General features: G+C 31.1%; 12 protein-coding genes. 3 read left to right on the top strand and 9 right to left on the bottom strand.

What is annotated here, in order from left to right:
• Positions 1–14 precede the first annotated feature (14 nt).
• Positions 15–1643 carry an L-glutamate gamma-semialdehyde dehydrogenase gene (gene pruA / locus EAH69_RS00450; RefSeq protein ID WP_121933239.1) on the bottom strand — a complete coding sequence of 543 codons (1629 nt, stop codon included), beginning with the start codon at positions 1641–1643 and terminating at the stop codon, positions 15–17.
• 114 nt (positions 1644–1757) lie between these two features.
• Here pruA and EAH69_RS00445 point away from each other — a divergent pair, with 114 nt between their 5' ends.
• Positions 1758–2213 carry a hypothetical protein gene (locus EAH69_RS00445; protein ID WP_147439059.1) on the top strand — a complete coding sequence of 152 codons (456 nt, stop codon included), beginning with the start codon at positions 1758–1760 and terminating at the stop codon, positions 2211–2213.
• A gap of 39 nt (positions 2214–2252) precedes the next feature.
• On the opposite strand, the gene EAH69_RS00440 is transcribed toward EAH69_RS00445, so the two are convergent.
• The 4 genes from EAH69_RS00440 to EAH69_RS00425 all read right to left on the bottom strand — a co-directional run bounded on the left by EAH69_RS00440 (position 2253) and on the right by EAH69_RS00425 (position 9591).
• The gene (locus tag EAH69_RS00440; protein ID WP_121933237.1) at positions 2253–4787 is read right to left on the bottom strand and encodes a hypothetical protein; all 2535 of its coding nucleotides are present in this window, start codon (positions 4785–4787) and stop codon (positions 2253–2255) included.
• A gap of 3 nt (positions 4788–4790) precedes the next feature.
• Complete coding sequence (locus EAH69_RS00435; protein ID WP_230466650.1) at positions 4791–5774, bottom strand: hypothetical protein; 984 nt, start codon at positions 5772–5774, stop codon at positions 4791–4793.
• A 48-nt stretch (positions 5775–5822) separates the two neighbouring features.
• The gene (locus EAH69_RS00430; protein WP_121933236.1) at positions 5823–7088 is read right to left on the bottom strand and encodes a type IX secretion system plug protein; all 1266 of its coding nucleotides are present in this window, start codon (positions 7086–7088) and stop codon (positions 5823–5825) included.
• An 85-nt stretch (positions 7089–7173) separates the two neighbouring features.
• Positions 7174–9591, bottom strand: a complete 2418-nt coding sequence (locus EAH69_RS00425; protein ID WP_121933235.1) for an alpha-ketoacid dehydrogenase subunit alpha/beta — start codon at positions 9589–9591, stop codon at positions 7174–7176.
• A gap of 117 nt (positions 9592–9708) precedes the next feature.
• On the opposite strand from EAH69_RS00425, the gene EAH69_RS00420 reads away from it, so the two are divergent.
• The gene (locus EAH69_RS00420) at positions 9709–12450 is read left to right on the top strand and encodes a M16 family metallopeptidase (RefSeq protein WP_121933234.1); all 2742 of its coding nucleotides are present in this window, start codon (positions 9709–9711) and stop codon (positions 12448–12450) included.
• A 115-nt stretch (positions 12451–12565) separates the two neighbouring features.
• Positions 12566–13516, top strand: coding sequence for a hypothetical protein (locus tag EAH69_RS00415; protein WP_121933233.1), 951 nt, complete (start codon positions 12566–12568; stop codon positions 13514–13516).
• A 58-nt stretch (positions 13517–13574) separates the two neighbouring features.
• Here the strand turns inward: EAH69_RS00415 and EAH69_RS00410 are convergent, their stop codons facing one another.
• The 4 genes from EAH69_RS00410 to EAH69_RS00395 all read right to left on the bottom strand — a co-directional run bounded on the left by EAH69_RS00410 (position 13575) and on the right by EAH69_RS00395 (position 19142).
• Positions 13575–15170 (bottom strand): class I SAM-dependent methyltransferase, encoded by a 1596-nt coding sequence (locus EAH69_RS00410; RefSeq protein WP_121933232.1) that lies wholly within the window; start codon positions 15168–15170, stop codon positions 13575–13577.
• Between the two features lie 143 nt (positions 15171–15313).
• Positions 15314–15841 (bottom strand): PepSY-like domain-containing protein, encoded by a 528-nt coding sequence (locus EAH69_RS00405; RefSeq protein ID WP_121933231.1) that lies wholly within the window; start codon positions 15839–15841, stop codon positions 15314–15316.
• Between the two features lie 93 nt (positions 15842–15934).
• Positions 15935–17311, bottom strand: a complete 1377-nt coding sequence (locus tag EAH69_RS00400) for an alpha-amylase family glycosyl hydrolase (RefSeq protein ID WP_121933230.1) — start codon at positions 17309–17311, stop codon at positions 15935–15937.
• 169 nt (positions 17312–17480) lie between these two features.
• Positions 17481–19142 (bottom strand): alpha-amylase family glycosyl hydrolase, encoded by a 1662-nt coding sequence (locus tag EAH69_RS00395; protein WP_121933392.1) that lies wholly within the window; start codon positions 19140–19142, stop codon positions 17481–17483.
• Positions 19143–19227: the final 85 nt, after the last annotated feature.

Here is a 19227-nt window from a genome sequence, read left to right as displayed (position 1 = left end):
ATAAATATACGATATTATTTTGCTAAAAATGGATATCGGTAATCTTTAGCTGGTACTAAAGTTTCCTTTACTGTACGTACAGAAACCCAACGTAATAAGTTCATTGCAGAACCTGCTTTATCGTTAGTTCCTGATGCACGAGCACCACCAAATGGTTGTTGTCCTACAACTGCACCAGTTGGTTTATCATTAATATAGAAGTTACCAGCAGCATTTTCTAACGCTTTGTAAGCAACCTCAACAGCAGCACGATCTTGAGAGAAGATAGAACCTGTTAAAGCGTATGCTGATGTTTCGTCTACTAATTGTAATGTTTCTTCATATTTATCTTCGTCATAAACATAGATAGATAATACAGGTCCAAAAATTTCATCTGTCATAGACTCATAAGTTGGATTAGTTGTTACGATAACAGTTGGAGCAATAAAGTATCCTACTGAATCATCATAAGTTCCACCTGCAATAATTTCTGCTTCTGTAGATGCTTTAGCACGATCGATAAATCCTGTGATTTTTTTGAATGAATTTCCATCAATTACAGCTGTAACGAAGTTTGAAAAATCTTCAGGAGAACCAACTTTAATCGTTGCTAACATCTCTTTAACTTGTTTTTCAACTTCTGGCCATAAGTTAGATGGAATGTATGCACGAGATGCTGCCGAACATTTTTGTCCTTGGTATTCGAATGCTCCACGCACTAATCCTACAGCAACTTCTGTTGGACAAGCTGATTTGTGAACCATTACGAAATCTTTACCTCCAGTTTCACCAACTACACGAGGGTAAGTTTTGTGAATATCTACGTTATTTCCGATTTGTTTCCATAAGTGTTTGAAAACGTGTGTTGATCCTGTAAAGTGTAAACCTGCAAAATCTGGGTGAGAAATACAAGTTGTTGCAGTTTCTGCTGGATCACCTAATACCATGTTAATTACACCATCAGGTAAACCTGCTTTCTTGAAAACTTCCATTGTAACTTGTGCAGAGTAAACTTGTTTGTCAGATGGTTTCCAAACAACAACGTTACCCATTAAAGCCATACAAGATGGTAAGTTACCTGCAATTGCAGTAAAGTTAAATGGAGTAATTGCAAAAGTGAAACCTTCTAATGGACGGTATTCTACTTTATTCCAAACTCCTGGAGAAGAAATTGGTTGATCTGCGTAAATTTCTGTCATGAATTTCACGTTGAAACGTAAAAAGTCAATTAACTCACAAGCAGAATCAATTTCAGCTTGCATAGCATTTTTAGATTGACCAATCATTGTAGCTGCATTAATTTTTGCGCGGTAAGGACCTGCGATTAAATCAGCTGCTTTTAAAAAGATAGCTGCACGATCTTCCCAAGCCATATTTGCCCAAGATTTTCTTGCTTCTAATGCAGTTTCAATTGCTTTTTGAACATCTGATTGAGTACCTTCGTGGTAGTAACCAACAACTTTTTGGTGGTCGTGTGGTGGACGAATTTCTTTTTTTACTCCACTGAAAATCTCTTCAGAACCGATGTATTGAGGAACTTCAATTACCTCATTGTACATTTTCTTGTATGTCTCTAACAATTCTGTTCTTTCTGGTGTACCAGGTGCATACGATTTTACCTCTTCATTAACAACAGAAGGAATTTTAGCGAATGATTTAGCCATTTTTAATACTAATTATGTTTTTGTTTTGTTTTATTTTCTAATTTCAAAATTAGTAAAAATAAATCAATTACATTTGACACTTTGATAATAATGCATAAATATACGTTTTCAAGAATGAAATATTCCTTCTGTTTTATTGCCATATTGCTTTTGTTTGGATGCTCTTTAGATAATAAAGTATACACATTACAATTTGAATCTTTAAAAAAAGAGAAAAATAACTACCAACTTGTTGTTTCTACTGAAACTAATTTGGATGAAATAAAAAAGAAACATCAATTTACTCAACAAGATTTTATCGGAGAAATTAAAAACAGAGATTTTAGAGATAAAAGCATAATTGTAACTGGAAATTTTAACACAAATAATCAAGTTATAAAAAACAATAAATATTACTATTTAGTTGATGTAATGATTACAGATCTTAATAAACAAAATGATTTAACCAATCAATTAACTGAAAAAGATACTATAACTGGATTTTTACAACTTTCCTATGATATGGGAAGAACTTATCCTACCAAAAGTATCAATATACCTGCTGAAAGATTTATTACATTTTCAAAATAAAAAAAGTCCTCATTAGAGGACTTTTTTATACTATATTGTTTAAAGATTGACATACGTATCAAAATATTTACAATTTGATTTTACTTCTTTATACGCTTTAGTATTTGACAATGATTTTAATTGATTGAAATACGTTCTATGATTTTTCACTTTATACGCTACAAATTTTGGTTCGTCGTAAGGTACATACCAACTATCTTCTGATAAATAATTGGTTGCATGAGTATAAAACTTCCCTTGATCTGCTTTTGCCGCAGTAAATAAAATCTGAGCTTTTAATTCAGAATCTGTAACTTTTGCTAACGCAGCTTTTGCATAATCCAAACTCAAATCAAAATTATTTATGTACTGCGCATTCATCGTATAATTCTTATAATAGTTTACAAAAATCAAATTCCCAGCTTTGTTTTCATTTTTAGCTTCTATAAAATCATGGAATTTTGGACCATTCCAATTGTTACGATCAAAAGAAAGTAACTCTCTAAAATATCCTAATGAAGTTGTGTTATAATAAAAATTCGATAACAAATAATTTGCCTTCACACCTTTATCATCATTCTTTTTAGCTAAATCAGTTAATTGAATCAAAATATCAGTCAACTGTAGTTTGTTCATTTCTTTTGGAATAAAACTAAATTCATTCACATAAGGCTTTGCAATAACCTGAGATTCAGGACACGTAAAACATTCTATTTTATTGTAACCGAAAATTCCGTTCGAGATATGACTGTACCAATCGTATGGATTTGTATTATCATCCGTATAATATCCGATTTCTTCTAACCTAAAATCTTGTGGTAATTTCTTGAATTCTGCTTTTGCTAAATCAAACTTTCTTTCTTTTAAATATAACGTTCCTTTATAGTTCGCTATAAAATCTGCCAATTTAAATTTAGAGTTTTCGTAAGTTGATTGGTATGTTGTTGAATTATATTTAAAGAATGTAATATTTGAGGCTAAATATTGTTCAAAACTATTTTTGTTTGACTTTTTATCAAAAGCATCAATCGAATTTAATAAATCCCAATTTACATTCGAAGCAAGATCATAAATTGTATTATGTAACAAGAAAGCTTTTGCCTTATCGCCTTGTAAAAAATAACGATTCGCTAAAATATCTTTCGCTACATCCTTAAATCTATCTTTTAATAATTGTTCGTCAGTAAACAATTTTGCTCCGTATTCATATTCGGCTGGATAAACTAATTCTGACTTTAATATATCACCATATTTCGTCATAATCGTTTGTTCGAAAGCTGGTGTTATTTTGTCTTGCTGATTTAAATCAATCAACATTTCAATCATTTTTTTATGTAAAACAAAATCAGAATGTTGACTATTTACTTTTGATAAATAAGAATTCGCTTGTTTAAAATCTTTATTTAAGGTTGATAAATAAGCCACCGAAAGATTCCAAAAATCTTTATCATTTGTTTTATTCGCTTGCTCTTTTCCAAGAGTAATCGTTTCTAAAATAAAATTAGCAGGTAAATCAGAACCATAATCATATTGAGATAAAGCTGGTAATTTCATTGGTTTCATTTGAGATTCGCTCCAATTACTTCCATTCACATATTGATTTAAGTAATGTCTTTCTACTAAATTAACCGCACGCGCATATAAAACCTTTGCTTGCTCTGCATTAGGATCTAATTTTAAAATTTGACGCATAGCTGCTAACGGATTATTAAATTCTTTGTATCCAATTAGTAAGTACAAATCTATCTTTTCTTGATTCGTTTTAGCGTTTTTCAACAATTTTTCATAATCCAAATCTTGCGTTACTTTCATTGAATTGAAAGCACTTTCTTTTCTGTTTTTAGTGTGTGAAAACACTTCAAAAAAATCATAATTCGCTTGAATGTAATTCCCGACTGCACGCTCTGCTCCTGCTTTTTGATCTAAAGCATAGTAATACATCACTGACTTTTGATTTAGCGGAACTACATATTTATTAAACAAATTAATTGCTTCATTGTATTGATTAGAATAATGTGCAAAACGAACCATTTGGTACGCATAACGCATTTTTAAAGCTGAATCTGTTTCGGCTTTATAACTACTTTCTAACACCTTCATCACTTTTAGATTATCTAATTGTGTGGCATTTTTATCACTTCTTTCAATATATGACCACGAATCACCTGTATCTATGTAATTGTGATTCATGTACGGTTCTAAATATTTCGCGTACGATAAATATAAAAGTGCTTGTTTGTGTTTTTTTATGAAATCTGCATTCGCAAATTTTAATTTTGAATCTGAAGATTTTCCTGATTTAGTCAATTGATCAATCGAAGATTTAGTCGATTTATAAACTAAATAATGCGCTTCATCGTAACTAATTCCTAAGTAATTTGACCAATCCTCTATTTTTTCGTCCTGAATTCGTACATCAGAAGTATCATAAAAAGGACTATCCATAACCATTAAAAAAGGTTGATACTGAGGAGAATGAACAATTGCTTGATTAAATAAATTATAGTAAGTATAATCTTCGCTATAATCTGCACAAGCCAATCCTTGGAAACTGAATCCAAAAACTGTAGCTAGACCAAGTAGTATTTTTTTCATTTTTTAAAGGTTTTTAAGGTTATAGTTTTGAGTAAACTTTTCGTCTAAATGATAATAAATAATTCGATAATCATTTTTCAATTTTGAATCCAAAAATGAGATTGTTTCTTTTAAAACATCTTCAGAAATTGTTTCAACTTTGATTTTGAATCCTTTACTAAGATAAAATTTTTCTAGGAAGAAATCTTCTGTTACTTCATAAATTCCGTTTCCTTTATCAATTACAGGTTTATCTTTTAAATCATCTTTCGAAAAAGAATTAATTAATTTTACTTTTCCTAGATGATTCGTAACAATCGCCCACGAATAGATTGGCAAAGCCACATCTAACTGAAATGGATATTGCTCTAAATTTTGCAGATAATTTTTTGCGATTTCTACATCTAAAATCGAATTTTTTTCTTCAACTTCAGTTGGATTTTCAGTTGCATAACACATCAAAACCATTTTATTTAAAGGCGGAACCCCTTCCTTATCTTTATATTTGACTTGATGTAAACGCAAAGTTGCTGAAAGTTTTTTGTCAGAAATTTTCTTTAATTCTTCTAAGAATAAAAAATAATTAGCTTTCGTTGATTTGGTCCAATCACAATCAATTTGAATTTCTGAAAAAGATTTTAATTCACTTGCAAAAGCAATTTCATTAATCAACTTATTTACATTAGCAGCTAATTTTTTGACTTCCTCTGAAGATAAACTTTGAAATGTTCGATTGGTAATAAAAACTGTAGGAATATAATTAACATTTAAAACTGATGCATTAAAATTTTTAATTGTTCCGATTGGTTTTGGTTGAATATCTGTTTTATCCACATCAAAAAAACGGATATAAATATTTTCAACTTTTAAATCTTGAACAACTTTCTTTTCAGATTCGTTCACTTGAAAATTAGATCGCCAATAATAGAAATCAATTGGATGATTCCTTTCCTTCGAACAACTAAAAAGAGATAAATAGACAAAAATGTAGTAGATTGGATTTTTCATTCTATAAATTTAAAATAAAAAACCTGATCATTTTGACCAGGTTACTATTTAATTTCTTGTATTTACTTCTCCATATCCCATTAATATATCATATCGTCCTCCCCAAGGACGGTAATAAAATAAACCTTGATACATGTTTTCTGTCTGCCAAAAACTTCCACTAACATAACTTGGTTCTACGCGTTTGGTTTTTGTATTTACAACTACATATTGATAGTTATAATATCCTTGTTTCAAGAAATATTCGTTTTCCCAAAGTTGAGAATCTTTATTAAATTTTAGTTTCGAAGCTTCAGAAATTTCCCAATTATTAAATGCACCAACTACATATGGCACATACAATCCATTTTGATCCTCAAAAGCATCTAAAGCAAAATAAACCCAAGTATAATCTGCTTCTGAAGCAGCTAAATATTCATTCCCGTAACGATTACTACGGATATAAAAATTACCATTTACATCGCCAAAATCATCATAAGGAAGATTATATTTTGGAAAATCTACACGTAAAACAGTATGATAAACAGAATCTTTTCTGAAATTACGTTCAGTAGTTAATCCCGGAACATCTAAATTTTTAGTATCAAACCAATTGTATTCAGCTCCACCCTCAAAAGTCCAATCAACATTATTATATGTTAATTGATTGGTACGTGTAAAATCTGGTGATAAATCTGTAATATGTTCATTCCAATTATTGTTCTTCATGATGAACAATTTTGCGCCATCCGGAGTTTCAGTAAAATTTTGATATCCACTTGAAACAACTGTTTGAATTTTTTGATTTAAATCTTTAACTCTTGGATTGATAAAACGAGATGAACTCATACCTACATCCACGTTTCCTTCATAAACAGCAAATCGTTTGGTGAAAACAGGATTATTTTCGTCGTTTAAAAACACTTTTAACAAATAATTCCCTCCTAATTTCACATTCATATCTCTGTTTGGAAACTGAATTTGATAGTTTGTATATCTTTTATATGTATTAAATGAATTTTTGTGTGTACGAACATAATCACTATTAATACCAACTAAAAATTCTGATTGGAAAATTCCAGATTCAGACCAATCAGCATTTCTGTGTTCTATTTTATAATTGTATCGTTTATAACCAGCATCCAAATCATCAAATAAAAAAAGTAAAGTTTCATTTGAATTTAGACGAATAATTGGTGTATTATCATTTTTTGATGGATTAAAAACTTGAACTGTTCCTATATTTTTTGGAGGTTTAACTTCAAGTTCTTGTGCAAAAATTGTATTTGAAAAAACTATAGTTGCTACAAAAAAGAATATTTTTAAAAACTTCATTTCTATATTTTTTACTAAAATACAACAATAAAAAAAGTGTCCAACTTTTCAATTGAACACTTTATAATTTAAATTAATTCGTTACTTAATAAATTGATGGATATTTTGTCGGATTCGACTCATTCATCATTGCATAAACACGTTCTACAATATCATCAACAGAAGGTTTAGAGAAATAATCTCCATCTGTTGCATACGGAGGACGATGCGCTTTCGCAGTAATCGTCATTGGTTTACTATCTAAACTAAAGTAAGCCGATTGTTTTTCGATGATTTCTTGTAATAAAAACGCAGTAGCTCCCCCCGGAACGTCTTCATCAATAATAGCTAAACGATTTGTTTTGGCCAAAGATTTTGCTACATCATGATTAATATCAAAAGGTAATAACGATTGCGCATCGATAACTTCTGCAGAAATCCCCAATTGTTCTAACTCTTTTGCTGCATCCATTACAATACGCCAAGTAGAACCATAAGTTAATAATGTAACATCTGCTCCTTCTTTCGTGATTTCAACTTCACCTATTGGAGTTGTAAATTCACCAATATTAGATGGTTTTTGCTCTTTTAATCGGTAACCATTTAAACTTTCAACAACAATTGCAGGTTCATCACATTGTAATAATGTATTATAAAAACCAGCTGCTTTTGTTAGGTTACGAGGCGTTAAAACGTTTACACCACGAACTAAGTTTAAAATTCCTCCCATTGGAGAACCAGAATGCCAAACACCTTCTAAACGGTGACCACGAGTACGGATAATTAATGGAGCTTTTTGCCCACCTTTTGTACGATAAAGTACAGAAGCTAAGTCATCAGAAATTCCTTGTAAACAATATAAAACGTAATCTAAATATTGAATTTCAGCGATTGGACGTAGTCCACGCATTGCCATTCCGATACCTTGACCAAGAATTGTAGCTTCACGAATTCCGGTATCCATAATTCTTTCGATTCCGTATTTTTCTTGTAAACCTTCTAAACCTTGGTTTACATCTCCAATATTACCGGCATCTTCACCAAAAATTAATGTATTTGGATATTTTTCGAAGATTTTATCAAAGTTATCACGAACAATAACACGTCCATCTTCTACAACTTCTTTACCTTCATATTTAATCTCAACTTGAGGAACTTTAACAGCAGTTCCTGAAACTAAATGAGAAGAATATATATCTTCTTGAATTTCTAATTGATTAGTTAACCAATTAATTAATTCAACTTTTGATGTTAATTTTTCTTCACGAACAATACGTAAAACTTTACGAATCGCTGAGAAAATATCTCGTTTAAATGGAGTTGATTTTGCTTTTAATTGATTGATTTCAATTGTTAAAAATGCACCATTAGCACTTTCTCCAACAACTTTTTCAATTAATGCAATCGCTTCATTTTTTAACTCGATTATTGGATTCAAGTATAAATCCCAAGTTTTCTTTTGCGCATCACGCACTTCTTTTTTCACTTGGTTTTCTAACGCTAATAAATCCTCTGAAGAGATAATTGGTTCTGGAGCAGTTTCTCCAAATTTAATCATCCATTCACGGAATTTTGCGATACCATCATATTCTTTTTCCCAAGCTAAACGCTCTTTTGATTTGTAACGCTCATGAGATCCAGAAGTTGAATGACCCTGTGGTTGTGTACATTCTGAAACGTGAACAATACATGGAATATGATGTTTTCTTGCGTATTCTTCTGCTTTTGTATAAGCATCAATTAAACCTGGATAATCCCATGCTTTTACAGAAATAATTTCGTAACCACGTTCTTGCTCTGTACGTTGAAATCCAGATAATAATTCTGATAAATTTGATTTTGTTCTTTGAAATTGAGCAGGAACAGAAATTCCGTATCCATCATCCCAAATAGAAATAATCATTGGTACTTGTAATACTCCACCTGCATTTACAGTTTCCCAAAAATGCCCTTCAGAAGTACTTGCGTCACCAATTGTACCAAATGCGATTTCATTTCCATTTCTAGAAAATTGCTCTTTATCATCTGCACCTTTTACTTGACGATACACTTTTGAAGCTTGAGCTAAACCTAATAAACGAGGCATTTGTCCAGCTGTTGGAGAAATATCTGAACTCGAATTTTTTTGATCTGCTAAATTCTTCCAACTACCATCTTCGTTTAAAGATCGAGTAGCAAAATGTGAAGTCATTTGACGACCTCCAGATGCAGGTTCGTGCTCTAAATCAGTTAAAGCGTATAATTGTGCGAAAAAGTTTTCTACTGTTAATTCATTAATCGCAAACATAAAAGTTTGATCACGATAGTATCCTGATCTAAAGTCTCCGTTTTTAAAAACGCGAGCCATAGCGATTTGTGGTAACTCTTTTCCGTCTCCAAAAATCCCAAATTTAGCTTTTCCAGTTAATACTTCTCTACGACCAAGCAGACTCACTTCACGTGACAAAAAAGCTAAACGATAATCGTTTACGATTTGATTTTTGAATTCCTCGAAAGTAATTTTATTTACCTCTTGTGTTTCCATTTCATTTGTTTGTTGCAAAACAAATTTAACAAAAGATTTGTAACATAACCATACTATTTACAACTTATTAGACGCTATATTTAATAAAATTATTAACCAAACAAGATAAAATCTACTATGAAAAAAACACTATACAGTCTTGTATTCGCCTTTATACTTGGGACAGCACCTTCTGCATTTGCCCAAAAATCAACAACCAATACAGCGCAATTTGTTACTCAAGTTGAAGGAATAAAAGAATATAAATTAAACAATGGTTTGCAAGTTTTATTTATTCCGGACGCATCACAAAGTAACGTTGTTGTAAATATTACCTATCATGTAGGTTCTAAACACGAAGGATATGGTGAAAAAGGAATGGCGCATTTATTAGAACACATGCTTTTTAAAAGCACAAAAAACTTAGGAGATATCAAAAAAATGTTATCGGATAAAGGAGGAAATGCGAATGGAACTACTTGGTACGATCGTACAAATTACTACGAAATCTTCCCCTACTCTGATGAAAATTTACGTTGGAGTATTGAAATGGAAGCAGATCGTATGTTGAATGCTACAATTCTTCAAGAGGATTTAGATAAAGAATTCTCTGTCGTAAGAAATGAATTTGAAATTGGAGAAAATAATCCAATGAGTGTATTAATGGAACGAGTAATTAATGCTGGATATGTTTGGCACAATTACGGAAATTCAACCATCGGTTCTCGAGAAGATATAGAACGTGTAAAAGCACCGCAATTACGTAAATTTTACGAAAAATATTATCAGCCAGATAATGCAGTTTTAGTTGTTGCAGGAAAATTTGATGAGAAAAAAGCATTAGAATATGTCAATCAATATTTCGGATCAATTGCAAAACCTTCAAGAGTTTTAGAGGAAATACAAACAAAAGAACCTGCACAAGATGGTGAAAAATTTGTTGAAGTAAAACGTGCCGGAGATAGTCAAGCGGTAGGAATCATGTACCACACAGCTCCATTTGCCGACAAAAATTACGCTGCCTTATCAGTTTTGGATGAAATTTTAACTTCTAATCCGTCTGGATATTTATATAAATCTTTAGTAGATACACATAAAGTTTCTTCAATTTGGTCATTTTCTCCACAATTACGTGATGCAGGATTTATGTTTATCGGTGCAGAGGTAAGTAAAGATAAAGACATCAAGAAAACACGTGAAGATGTTCGTGCCGAATTAAATAAAATTGCTTCAAACAATTATACTGAAGCTGATGTCAAACGTGCGCAAGCTTCAATTTCTAAACAATTAGAAAATCTAAAAAATAATACGATTGGACAAGCAGTTAACTTGACTGAAATTATTGGTTCTGGAGATTATCGCTTAAACTTTATTTACCGTGATAATGTTGAAAAAGTAACATTAGCAGATGTAAAACGTGTAGCAGAAAAATACTTTAGAGAGAATAACAGAACAGTTGGAATTTTTATTCCGACTAAAGATGAAATCCGTGTGTTACCAAACGAAGTTTCTTCTAAAGAAATCAAAAATTTAGTTACTAATTATAAAGGACGAGAGGTTGAAAAAGAAGCCAAAGCTTTTGAAGCTTCAATTGCTAATTTAAAAGCTAATTACGCTGAAGGAAAGTTAAATAATGGTTTAAAATTCGGAATTATAGATAAAGAAATTAAAGGTGAAAAAGTAACCATTGCGTTGAATTTACCAGTATCTAATGAGAAAGATCTAGCGAACAAACAAATGATCGGAGATTTAACTGCACAGTTGATGAATGCAGGAACTAAATCGATGACGAATGAACAAATCAAAGATCGTTTAGATGAATTAAAATCTTCAGTTTATTTCTCGTTCTCTGGACAAATTTTACATGTATCAATTAGTACCTATAAAAAATCATTGGATGAAACAATGAAAATTGTAAACCAAATGATCACTGAACCTATTTTCCCTGAAACTGAGTTACAAAAAACAATCAACGAAAATGTAACTTATTTAGAAGGAAACATGAACGATCCACAATCTTTAGCTTTTGCTGAAGCTCAACGAATCAGTTCAAATTATCCAAAATCATCACTTTTTTATACTCCTACATATCAAGAAATGATTGATGCTGTTAAGAAGGTAAAACGCACAGATCTTGTTGATTTTCATAAAAATATTTTTGGTGCAAATAATGGTGTAGCAACAGTAATTGGAATTAATGATAAAGCGAAAGTTAAATCGTCATTAGATGAAACTTTTGGAAAGTGGAACAGTAAATCTAAATACGAAAAAGCTTATCCAGTAATTCAAAATTCGGCAAAACAAGATAAAATTATCAACATTGCAGACAAAGAAAATGCTGCGGCTGTTGGTATAATTAATTTCAAAATGAATCGTAATCATCCCGATTATCCAGCATTAGTTATTGCCAACGAAATGATCGGTAGCGGTGGCTTCTTATCTGCTCGTATACCAATGCGTTTACGTGAAAAAGAAGGAATTAGTTATGGAGCTGGTTCGTATTTAAATATTTCTAACGATCATAAAAACGAAAGCGCAACTTGGGGTTATTACGCATTCTTAAATCCTACAAAACGTAAAGATGTAGAAGATGCAGTAAAAGATGAAATCCAAAAAGCGATTAAAGATGGTTTCACAGCAGAGGAATTAAAAACAAATATCTCGAGCTGGAAAACTGGACGTGCAACGAATTTAGGAAGCGACGGGACCTTAATTGGTTTATCTAATGGTTACCTTTTAAATGGAACTTCGTTTGACGATTTCACTACTCTTGAACAAAAAGTAGAGAGATTAAGCCTGAAAGAAGTAAATGATGTGGTTAAAAAATATATTGATTTAGAAAAAATCATTTCAGTTTACACAGGTACATTTAAAAAATAATTCACTTAATATCAATACATAAGGCAGTCTTTATTGACTGCCTTAATTTTTGGAACTAATTTTGCTAAATTACAACTTGAAAATATTTAAAAAACACATCTAAAAATTCATTACAATGGAACAAGAACAAAAGAAATCAAACAACTCCACACTACCAATTGCTTTAGGAGTTGGTTTATTATTGAGTTTAGGTTTTAATGCTTATCAGTTTATGGATAGCAAAAACAATCAAGATACTTTAGAAAAATCTGTAAAAGAATTATCAGCTATTTCTTCTGAAAAATCTCAATTAGAATTTGACTACAAAAACTTACAAGACGAGTACGAAACTTTAAAAAGTTCTATTGTTGATAACGATGGATTATTAGCAAACAAAGAGCACGACATCAAAATTCAGCAAGAAGAAATCAACAAAATCTTAAATGATGCAAATGCATCAAAAGAAGATTTAGCTAAAGCTGAAGCGATGATTAAAAATTTAAAATCAGAAATTTCAACTTATAAATCAGAAATTGTTCGTTTAGAAAAAGAAAACGCAATCTTAGTTAAAAACAATGCATTATTAACTACAGAGCGCGATAGTATTACTACTACTTTAGCTAATGAAAGAACTGAACGTGTTGCTGAAAAACAAATTGCACAACAAAAAGAAGAAGAATTAAGTACAACTTTATCTGTATCTAACCACAAAATTGCTCCTTTAAAAGTACGTAACAACGGAAAAGAGGTTACTAAAAATAAAGCAACGAAAGTGGATAAAATTAGAGTATCATTTGATATCGATAGAAACTCTCGTGCTGTAAGTGGAGACAAAGAGATTTATGTTGCTATTCGTAAACCAAACGGACAAATTGGAAAATTTGGTGGAGCTGAATCTGGAACTTTAAAATTACACTCGGGTGATGAAGTTGCTTACTCTGATAAAGTAAAAATTAACTATCAAAATGGTGCTGGACAAACAGTAAGTTTTGATTGGGAAGATGCGGCTTTTGAAGCAGGAACTTACAAAATTGACATTTACCAGAATGGTTTTAAAATTAGTCAAGCTGACGTAGTTTTAAGATAATTCAATTCCAATAAATATTATAGATTTTAAAAAAGCGAGGTTTTTAACCTCGCTTTTTTTATGCTTTCAAGTAATTAATACTTACAGTCGCTAATTCGTTATCTGGAAATTTCTTGAATAATTTATTATCAGGATTTAAACCTGCTTCTTGACATATTCTGTGAAAAACATCAACTTCTAATATATATTGATCTGAAAAACCATGTGTAGCATCATAAGCTGTCGCAGCGGTATTCCCGAAATTTTTAGCAACTAAATCTGGAGCTAATGTATGCAATTCAATCAATAATAATCCGTAACGTTGTACATAAGGCGCCCACTTTTGTAAGTGTTGTTTAAGGCTTTCTTCCACTTCCCCATTCAATAATCTTTTACCTCTAAAAGCATATGCTCCTGTAGAAGTAGATACACGATTTGTTGATTCAATATCTGTCCAAATACGATTATGATCTAAGAAAGTTCTGATATTTAAAAGTTCACTTAAAGAGATATTATAATCATTTTGTAAATCATTTGATAATCGTTCTGGATCACCTATATCACCCCAAATTACTTTTGCCCAAATATCATTTTTAATCAAATTAGCACGCGTTACTTTTAAAGCGGCTTGGTTATAATCTGCACCTACCAAAAACAAAGGATAATCATCTAAATGACGACCACGTAATGTGTAACGTTCTACAACTTCGTATAAATGTTGCAGTAAAGCTCCATTACCACATCCCATATCTAAGATACCTTTTGGTTGTTCTTCTAAAGGACGATTAAAAATATCCATGATAAATTCATCTATCACTTTAAAATAAGTTGCGTGTGCTCCTCCACTACCCCAAACATTCATTTCACGATCTACGTGTATTTCGTCTTCACCATCTTTAATTTCTCTTATTTTTGATGGAGATCCATATAATAAATCGTCTAATTTAGAGAACATAGGTAAGTAAGAAACCGTTACTCCGTAGGCTGATGCGCGACGAGCAAAAAATAATCCTGTTTCTGTAAACTGATAATTTTTTCCTTGTTTTGTAAACCAATCTAGTTTAACTAAACAATCTAAAATCTTCTCAAAAAATTGTGGATTTTTATGAAACTCATCAGCACTAAATGACGCTTCCATAAAATATTTATGAAACAATCCACTCATGCCTAGTCGGACAATTAAAGGCCCAACTAAAGCACCTTCGATATGTTTACAAATCTGAAAATGTAAATGCTTTTCAACAAATTCAGGTTCGTTACTTGATTTTAAGTAAGTTTCGTATTTATCAAATAAATGTGTCCATTTTTTACAAAAATCATCAGAAAAATCTTTGCGATTAATCACCTCATCTGATTTTAAAAATGTGGATAAATCTTCATAAATATCCAAATTCGTAAATGCACGTTCTGAATATTTATTGATTTCTATTATTACTTGATTATTCTCTTGAATTAAATTATAATTCAACATATTTTGAGATGCCAATACACGTAAAGCAACATTTAAATACCCTTCATTTGTTTGAAATTGATTTGAAAGTTGCGTTAATGATATTTTTTTATTCTCTATAATATAATGTAAGATTCCTTTATGAGCTAAAGCCGCTACAACAGGAGCTGTAACGATACCGTCAAGGTGTCTAAAAATTAATGATCTTAAAAATTTTTTATCCATAGCTTTTGCTAAATTTCTTTTGTAAATATAATTAAATAGACTTTAAACTCTATTGGATTAATATAGTATTTTAGATAAATAATTATAAATTAATCAATTTCAGAAATTTAAATCAAAAACAATTATGATAATAAGTTAATATATTAATCTATTTTAAGGAATTTTCCATTGGTATCGAATTTTAAATCTACATTATTCTGCAATAATTCGATGTCTATACCTTTCTCATCTTTGTCAATTGATTTAATACCAATTTCTGGATAATTTTTATTTAAATAATCTCTTGTGATTTGAGGTAAGAATAAAGCACCCACCGATTGATTTGCAACACCAGCTTCTACTTGTTTCCAATCACCATTTGCATCAAAATCGACCTTTACACCATTAGATAATTGAACTTTATATTCATCACCATTTATATTTGCTTCCTTAATGACATTCTGAATTGTTTCACTTCCGAAATTATTTTTTAGAAATTGATTCGACTTTTCTGGTAAATTACCTGCATTAATAATTGTTTCGTCAGTATCTTTTGATACTACTTTTTCTTCTCCATTTTCTTTTACTACTGTATAAGATTCATTAGGATCAACAACAATTTCTTTTTTATCTGTACAAGAAATCAATCCCATAATTGGAATTAAAAATAATGCTACTACTAACTTTTTCATAAGATTGGTTTTATTACATCATCACAATCATTATACCACAAAAAAAGTCGATTTGTTTCCAAATCGACTCGCTAAATATTTAATTTAAAACTATTATTTCTGCACTAAAATATAGTATTGCCAAGGTTTTAAAGAAACCTTTTTTGTTGCATCTAAAGTAATTGCATCTTTTGTCATGAAGTTTACAAACTCTCCAGTAATTGGTAATGTAACCTCTTTTGTTTCTTTTGTAAAATTACCAACAAAATAAGCTTCTGATGAATTTTTCTTACGTTTAAACGCTAAGATAGATTTATCATCCGAAGTTTTAATTCGTTCGTAAGAACCAGCATTTTTAGCTCCATTAAACGCTTCATTATTATTCTTTAAATCTCCTAATTTTTCATAAACTCCACGCATCTTCGCATTAGGATTACGATCAATAGAATCTTTAACGAAGAATTTTAAACGACGATTAAAATCTTCTTCTTGCCCGTTATAAATTAAAGGAACCGATGGTAATGCATACGTTAAAGCTGCGAAAGTTTCCACAGCATCTCCCATTCTTTCGAACTCTGTGCCTGCCCAAGAATTTTCGTCGTGGTTAGAAGTAAATAACATTTTATAATCATCTTTCTCCCATTTATGCTGAATACTATCCATGTAAACATCAATTGCAGAAACATCTTTTTTAGCGTTAGCGATATCGTTCATGATGTGATGTAATTCCCATCCATAAGCCGAATCAAAAACTCCGTTCTTTAATAATTCTGGTTCTTCTGTTTCACCTAACATGAAAATTTCACGACCATTTGCTAATTCTTTTTTAGCTTCTGCCCAGAAATCTGTAGGAACCATGTGTGCCATATCGCAACGGAAACCATCAATTTTGAACTCATCTAACCAATACTTCATATCAGCAATCATTGCTTTACGAAGTGCTGGATTATTGTATTCTAAAGAAACAACATCCGTCCAATCAAATGGAGAAATAAAGTTTCCTTTTTCGTCCTTTTCATAGAAATCTGGATTCGATTTCATCCAAGGATGATCCCAAGCCGTATGATTCGCTACCCAATCTAAAACAACATAAATTCCGTTAGCATGAGCAGTTTCTATTAATTGTTTTAAATCTTCAGCAGTACCAAATTCAGGATTCACTCCACGATAATCACTAATCGAGTAATATGAACCTAAACCTTCTTTACGTTTTTCAACTCCAATTGGATGAACTGGCATTAACCAAAGAATCTTTACTCCTAATTTTTTAATGTTAGGAATTTCCTTTGTTACCGCAGCAAACGTTCCTTCTGGAGAAAATTGACGCACATTTACCTCGTAAATAACTGCAGTTTCTGCTTCATCTGCTGTAAAAGGTTTGAATGAACCTTCTGCTAATTCAGTAGTAGTTTCTGAAGTATCTTCTTTTTTAGAACAGCTTGTTAAGAATAAACCAGCTATTAATCCTAAAGCTAAAAATTGTTTTATCATGTTTATATTTTTTCCTTTTATTCTAATTATTCATTTTTGTCTTGAATCAAATACGAATAAAGTTTCAGACTTTTATTAGATTCTTCGACAAACTCAGAATGACAATATCCATTTTGTCAAGCTGAATTTATTTCAGCTTCTCATTATAAAATATAATTTAAAATGAAAATTATTTAATCTTTTCAAGTAACACAATTTCACTTGTAGACGAAAGCACAACTCTTCCATCCTTTACAACTGAAATCTCTCCAGAATAAGCATCACGAACTTTAGTTCCTTCTGCCCAAAGATTAAAAACTTCAATCACTTTTTGTTCTCTAAAATAATCTAAAGCAATAATTACTTCATCCTCTTTATACTTTCTATGTAAAATATATGGTTCTGCTTTTAAAACAGTTTGTACTCCTGCACCAACAGCCGGATGATTACGACGGAATTGACCTAATTTTTGAAAGTGATTTAATAAAGACTCTGTTTCAGAATTTGGTTTAATATCTTCCCAATTCATAAACGAACGAAGATTCGCATCTCCATCTGCTCCATTTACTACTAAAGGACGAGCAATTTCATCACCATAATAAATTTGAGACATCCCAGGTGTCAACAATAATTTTGTTCCTGCGTCCCAAGTATTCTTACGCTCTTTATCATAAGGCGAACCATCATCATGAGAAGAAATGTAATTCATTACCGTTTTACCTTTCATCTCGTTTTGAATGATATCATTGTATCTTTCAAATAATTGTTGATTCGTTTCTTCTTGAGATGAACGCAAATCAAAATTAATTAAAGCATCAAATCCATTCTCGTAATAGTTTACTTTCTTATCAGGAAACGAGAACATCTGTCCTTCATTAATTGTGTAATTGTAAACTTCTCCTAACAAAAAGAATTCGTTATTATCGATAGCTAAATTTGGATTTTTAGCTTTATACTCAGCCAAAGCATCTTTACAAACTTGAGCAAATACTTTCCACACATCTTCCTCCGTATGTTTTACTGTATCTACTCGATATGCATCAATACCATAATCACGAATATAATCTGATAACCATTTCATGATGTAATATTTTGGTGCTTTCGGCAAATTATATTTTGTGAAGAATTCATTTAATTCCGTAATTTCTTGCTTTAAACGACCTTCTTTTTGCCATTTCTCTAATAATTGTAGAGGAAGCGTTACATCATTTTCAGACTCTGTTAAAATATCTGGAAGATTCTTAACTAAGGTACAAGCTGTTGTATTTACATACGAATCATACGTACATTGCGGAGTAACACGAACCCAATCCGCAGGAAAAACCTCATCCAATTCTGTTACAGGACCAGTGTGATTAATTACTGCATCTAACATGATTCGGATTCCCTTCTCATGTGCTTTCTGAACTAACTCATGTAAGTCTTTTTCAGTTCCGAAATTTTTGTCTAATGAAGTCCAATCTTTTGTCCAATATCCATGAAAACCATAAGTTGCACCTTGCCCCTCATCTACAGATCCTTTAATTTGTTCTACTATTGGAGTCATCCAGATGGCATTAACACCTAAATCTGTAAAATAACCTTCGTTTATTTTTTGAATAATACCTCTGATATCACCACCTTCAAAACCTCTTAAAACAGCAGTTTTATCAGTTCTGCCGTAATTAACATCGTTCGTTGTATCTCCATTATTAAAACGATCTGTTAATAAGAAATATACATTAGCTGCATTCCAAACGAATGGTTGATTTTCTGAGGTTGGAATTTCTTGTGTTGCTCCAATTTTTGACGTTGAACAAGAAGTTAATAACATTCCTGCAACTAAACTTATTCCGAATATTTTTTTGATCATTGATTTAAGTTTTTTATAATTATTCATTTTTGTCTTGACACAAAAACGAATCAAAAAAGTCAAGGCTATAAATCTATTGGACTAA

This window comes from Faecalibacter macacae (genome assembly GCF_003687725.1).
Taxonomy (GTDB): Bacteria; Bacteroidota; Bacteroidia; order Flavobacteriales; family Weeksellaceae; genus Empedobacter; species Empedobacter macacae.
This window is presented reverse-complemented; position numbering and strand designations above follow the sequence as displayed.

Coding starts and splice junctions, on each gene's coding strand:
- EAH69_RS00420 (WP_121933234.1), top strand. CDS start 9,709: ATGAAAAAAACACTATACAGTCTTGTATTCGCCTTTATACTTGGGACA.
- EAH69_RS00405 (WP_121933231.1), bottom strand. CDS start 15,841: ATGAAAAAGTTAGTAGTAGCATTATTTTTAATTCCAATTATGGGATTG.
- pruA (WP_121933239.1), bottom strand. CDS start 1,643: ATGGCTAAATCATTCGCTAAAATTCCTTCTGTTGTTAATGAAGAGGTA.
- EAH69_RS00415 (WP_121933233.1), top strand. CDS start 12,566: ATGGAACAAGAACAAAAGAAATCAAACAACTCCACACTACCAATTGCT.
- EAH69_RS00400 (WP_121933230.1), bottom strand. CDS start 17,311: ATGATAAAACAATTTTTAGCTTTAGGATTAATAGCTGGTTTATTCTTA.
- EAH69_RS00445 (WP_147439059.1), top strand. CDS start 1,758: ATGAAATATTCCTTCTGTTTTATTGCCATATTGCTTTTGTTTGGATGC.
- EAH69_RS00430 (WP_121933236.1), bottom strand. CDS start 7,088: ATGAAGTTTTTAAAAATATTCTTTTTTGTAGCAACTATAGTTTTTTCA.
- EAH69_RS00440 (WP_121933237.1), bottom strand. CDS start 4,787: ATGAAAAAAATACTACTTGGTCTAGCTACAGTTTTTGGATTCAGTTTC.
- EAH69_RS00425 (WP_121933235.1), bottom strand. CDS start 9,591: ATGGAAACACAAGAGGTAAATAAAATTACTTTCGAGGAATTCAAAAAT.
- EAH69_RS00395 (WP_121933392.1), bottom strand. CDS start 19,142: ATGATCAAAAAAATATTCGGAATAAGTTTAGTTGCAGGAATGTTATTA.
- EAH69_RS00435 (WP_230466650.1), bottom strand. CDS start 5,774: ATGAAAAATCCAATCTACTACATTTTTGTCTATTTATCTCTTTTTAGT.
- EAH69_RS00410 (WP_121933232.1), bottom strand. CDS start 15,170: ATGGATAAAAAATTTTTAAGATCATTAATTTTTAGACACCTTGACGGT.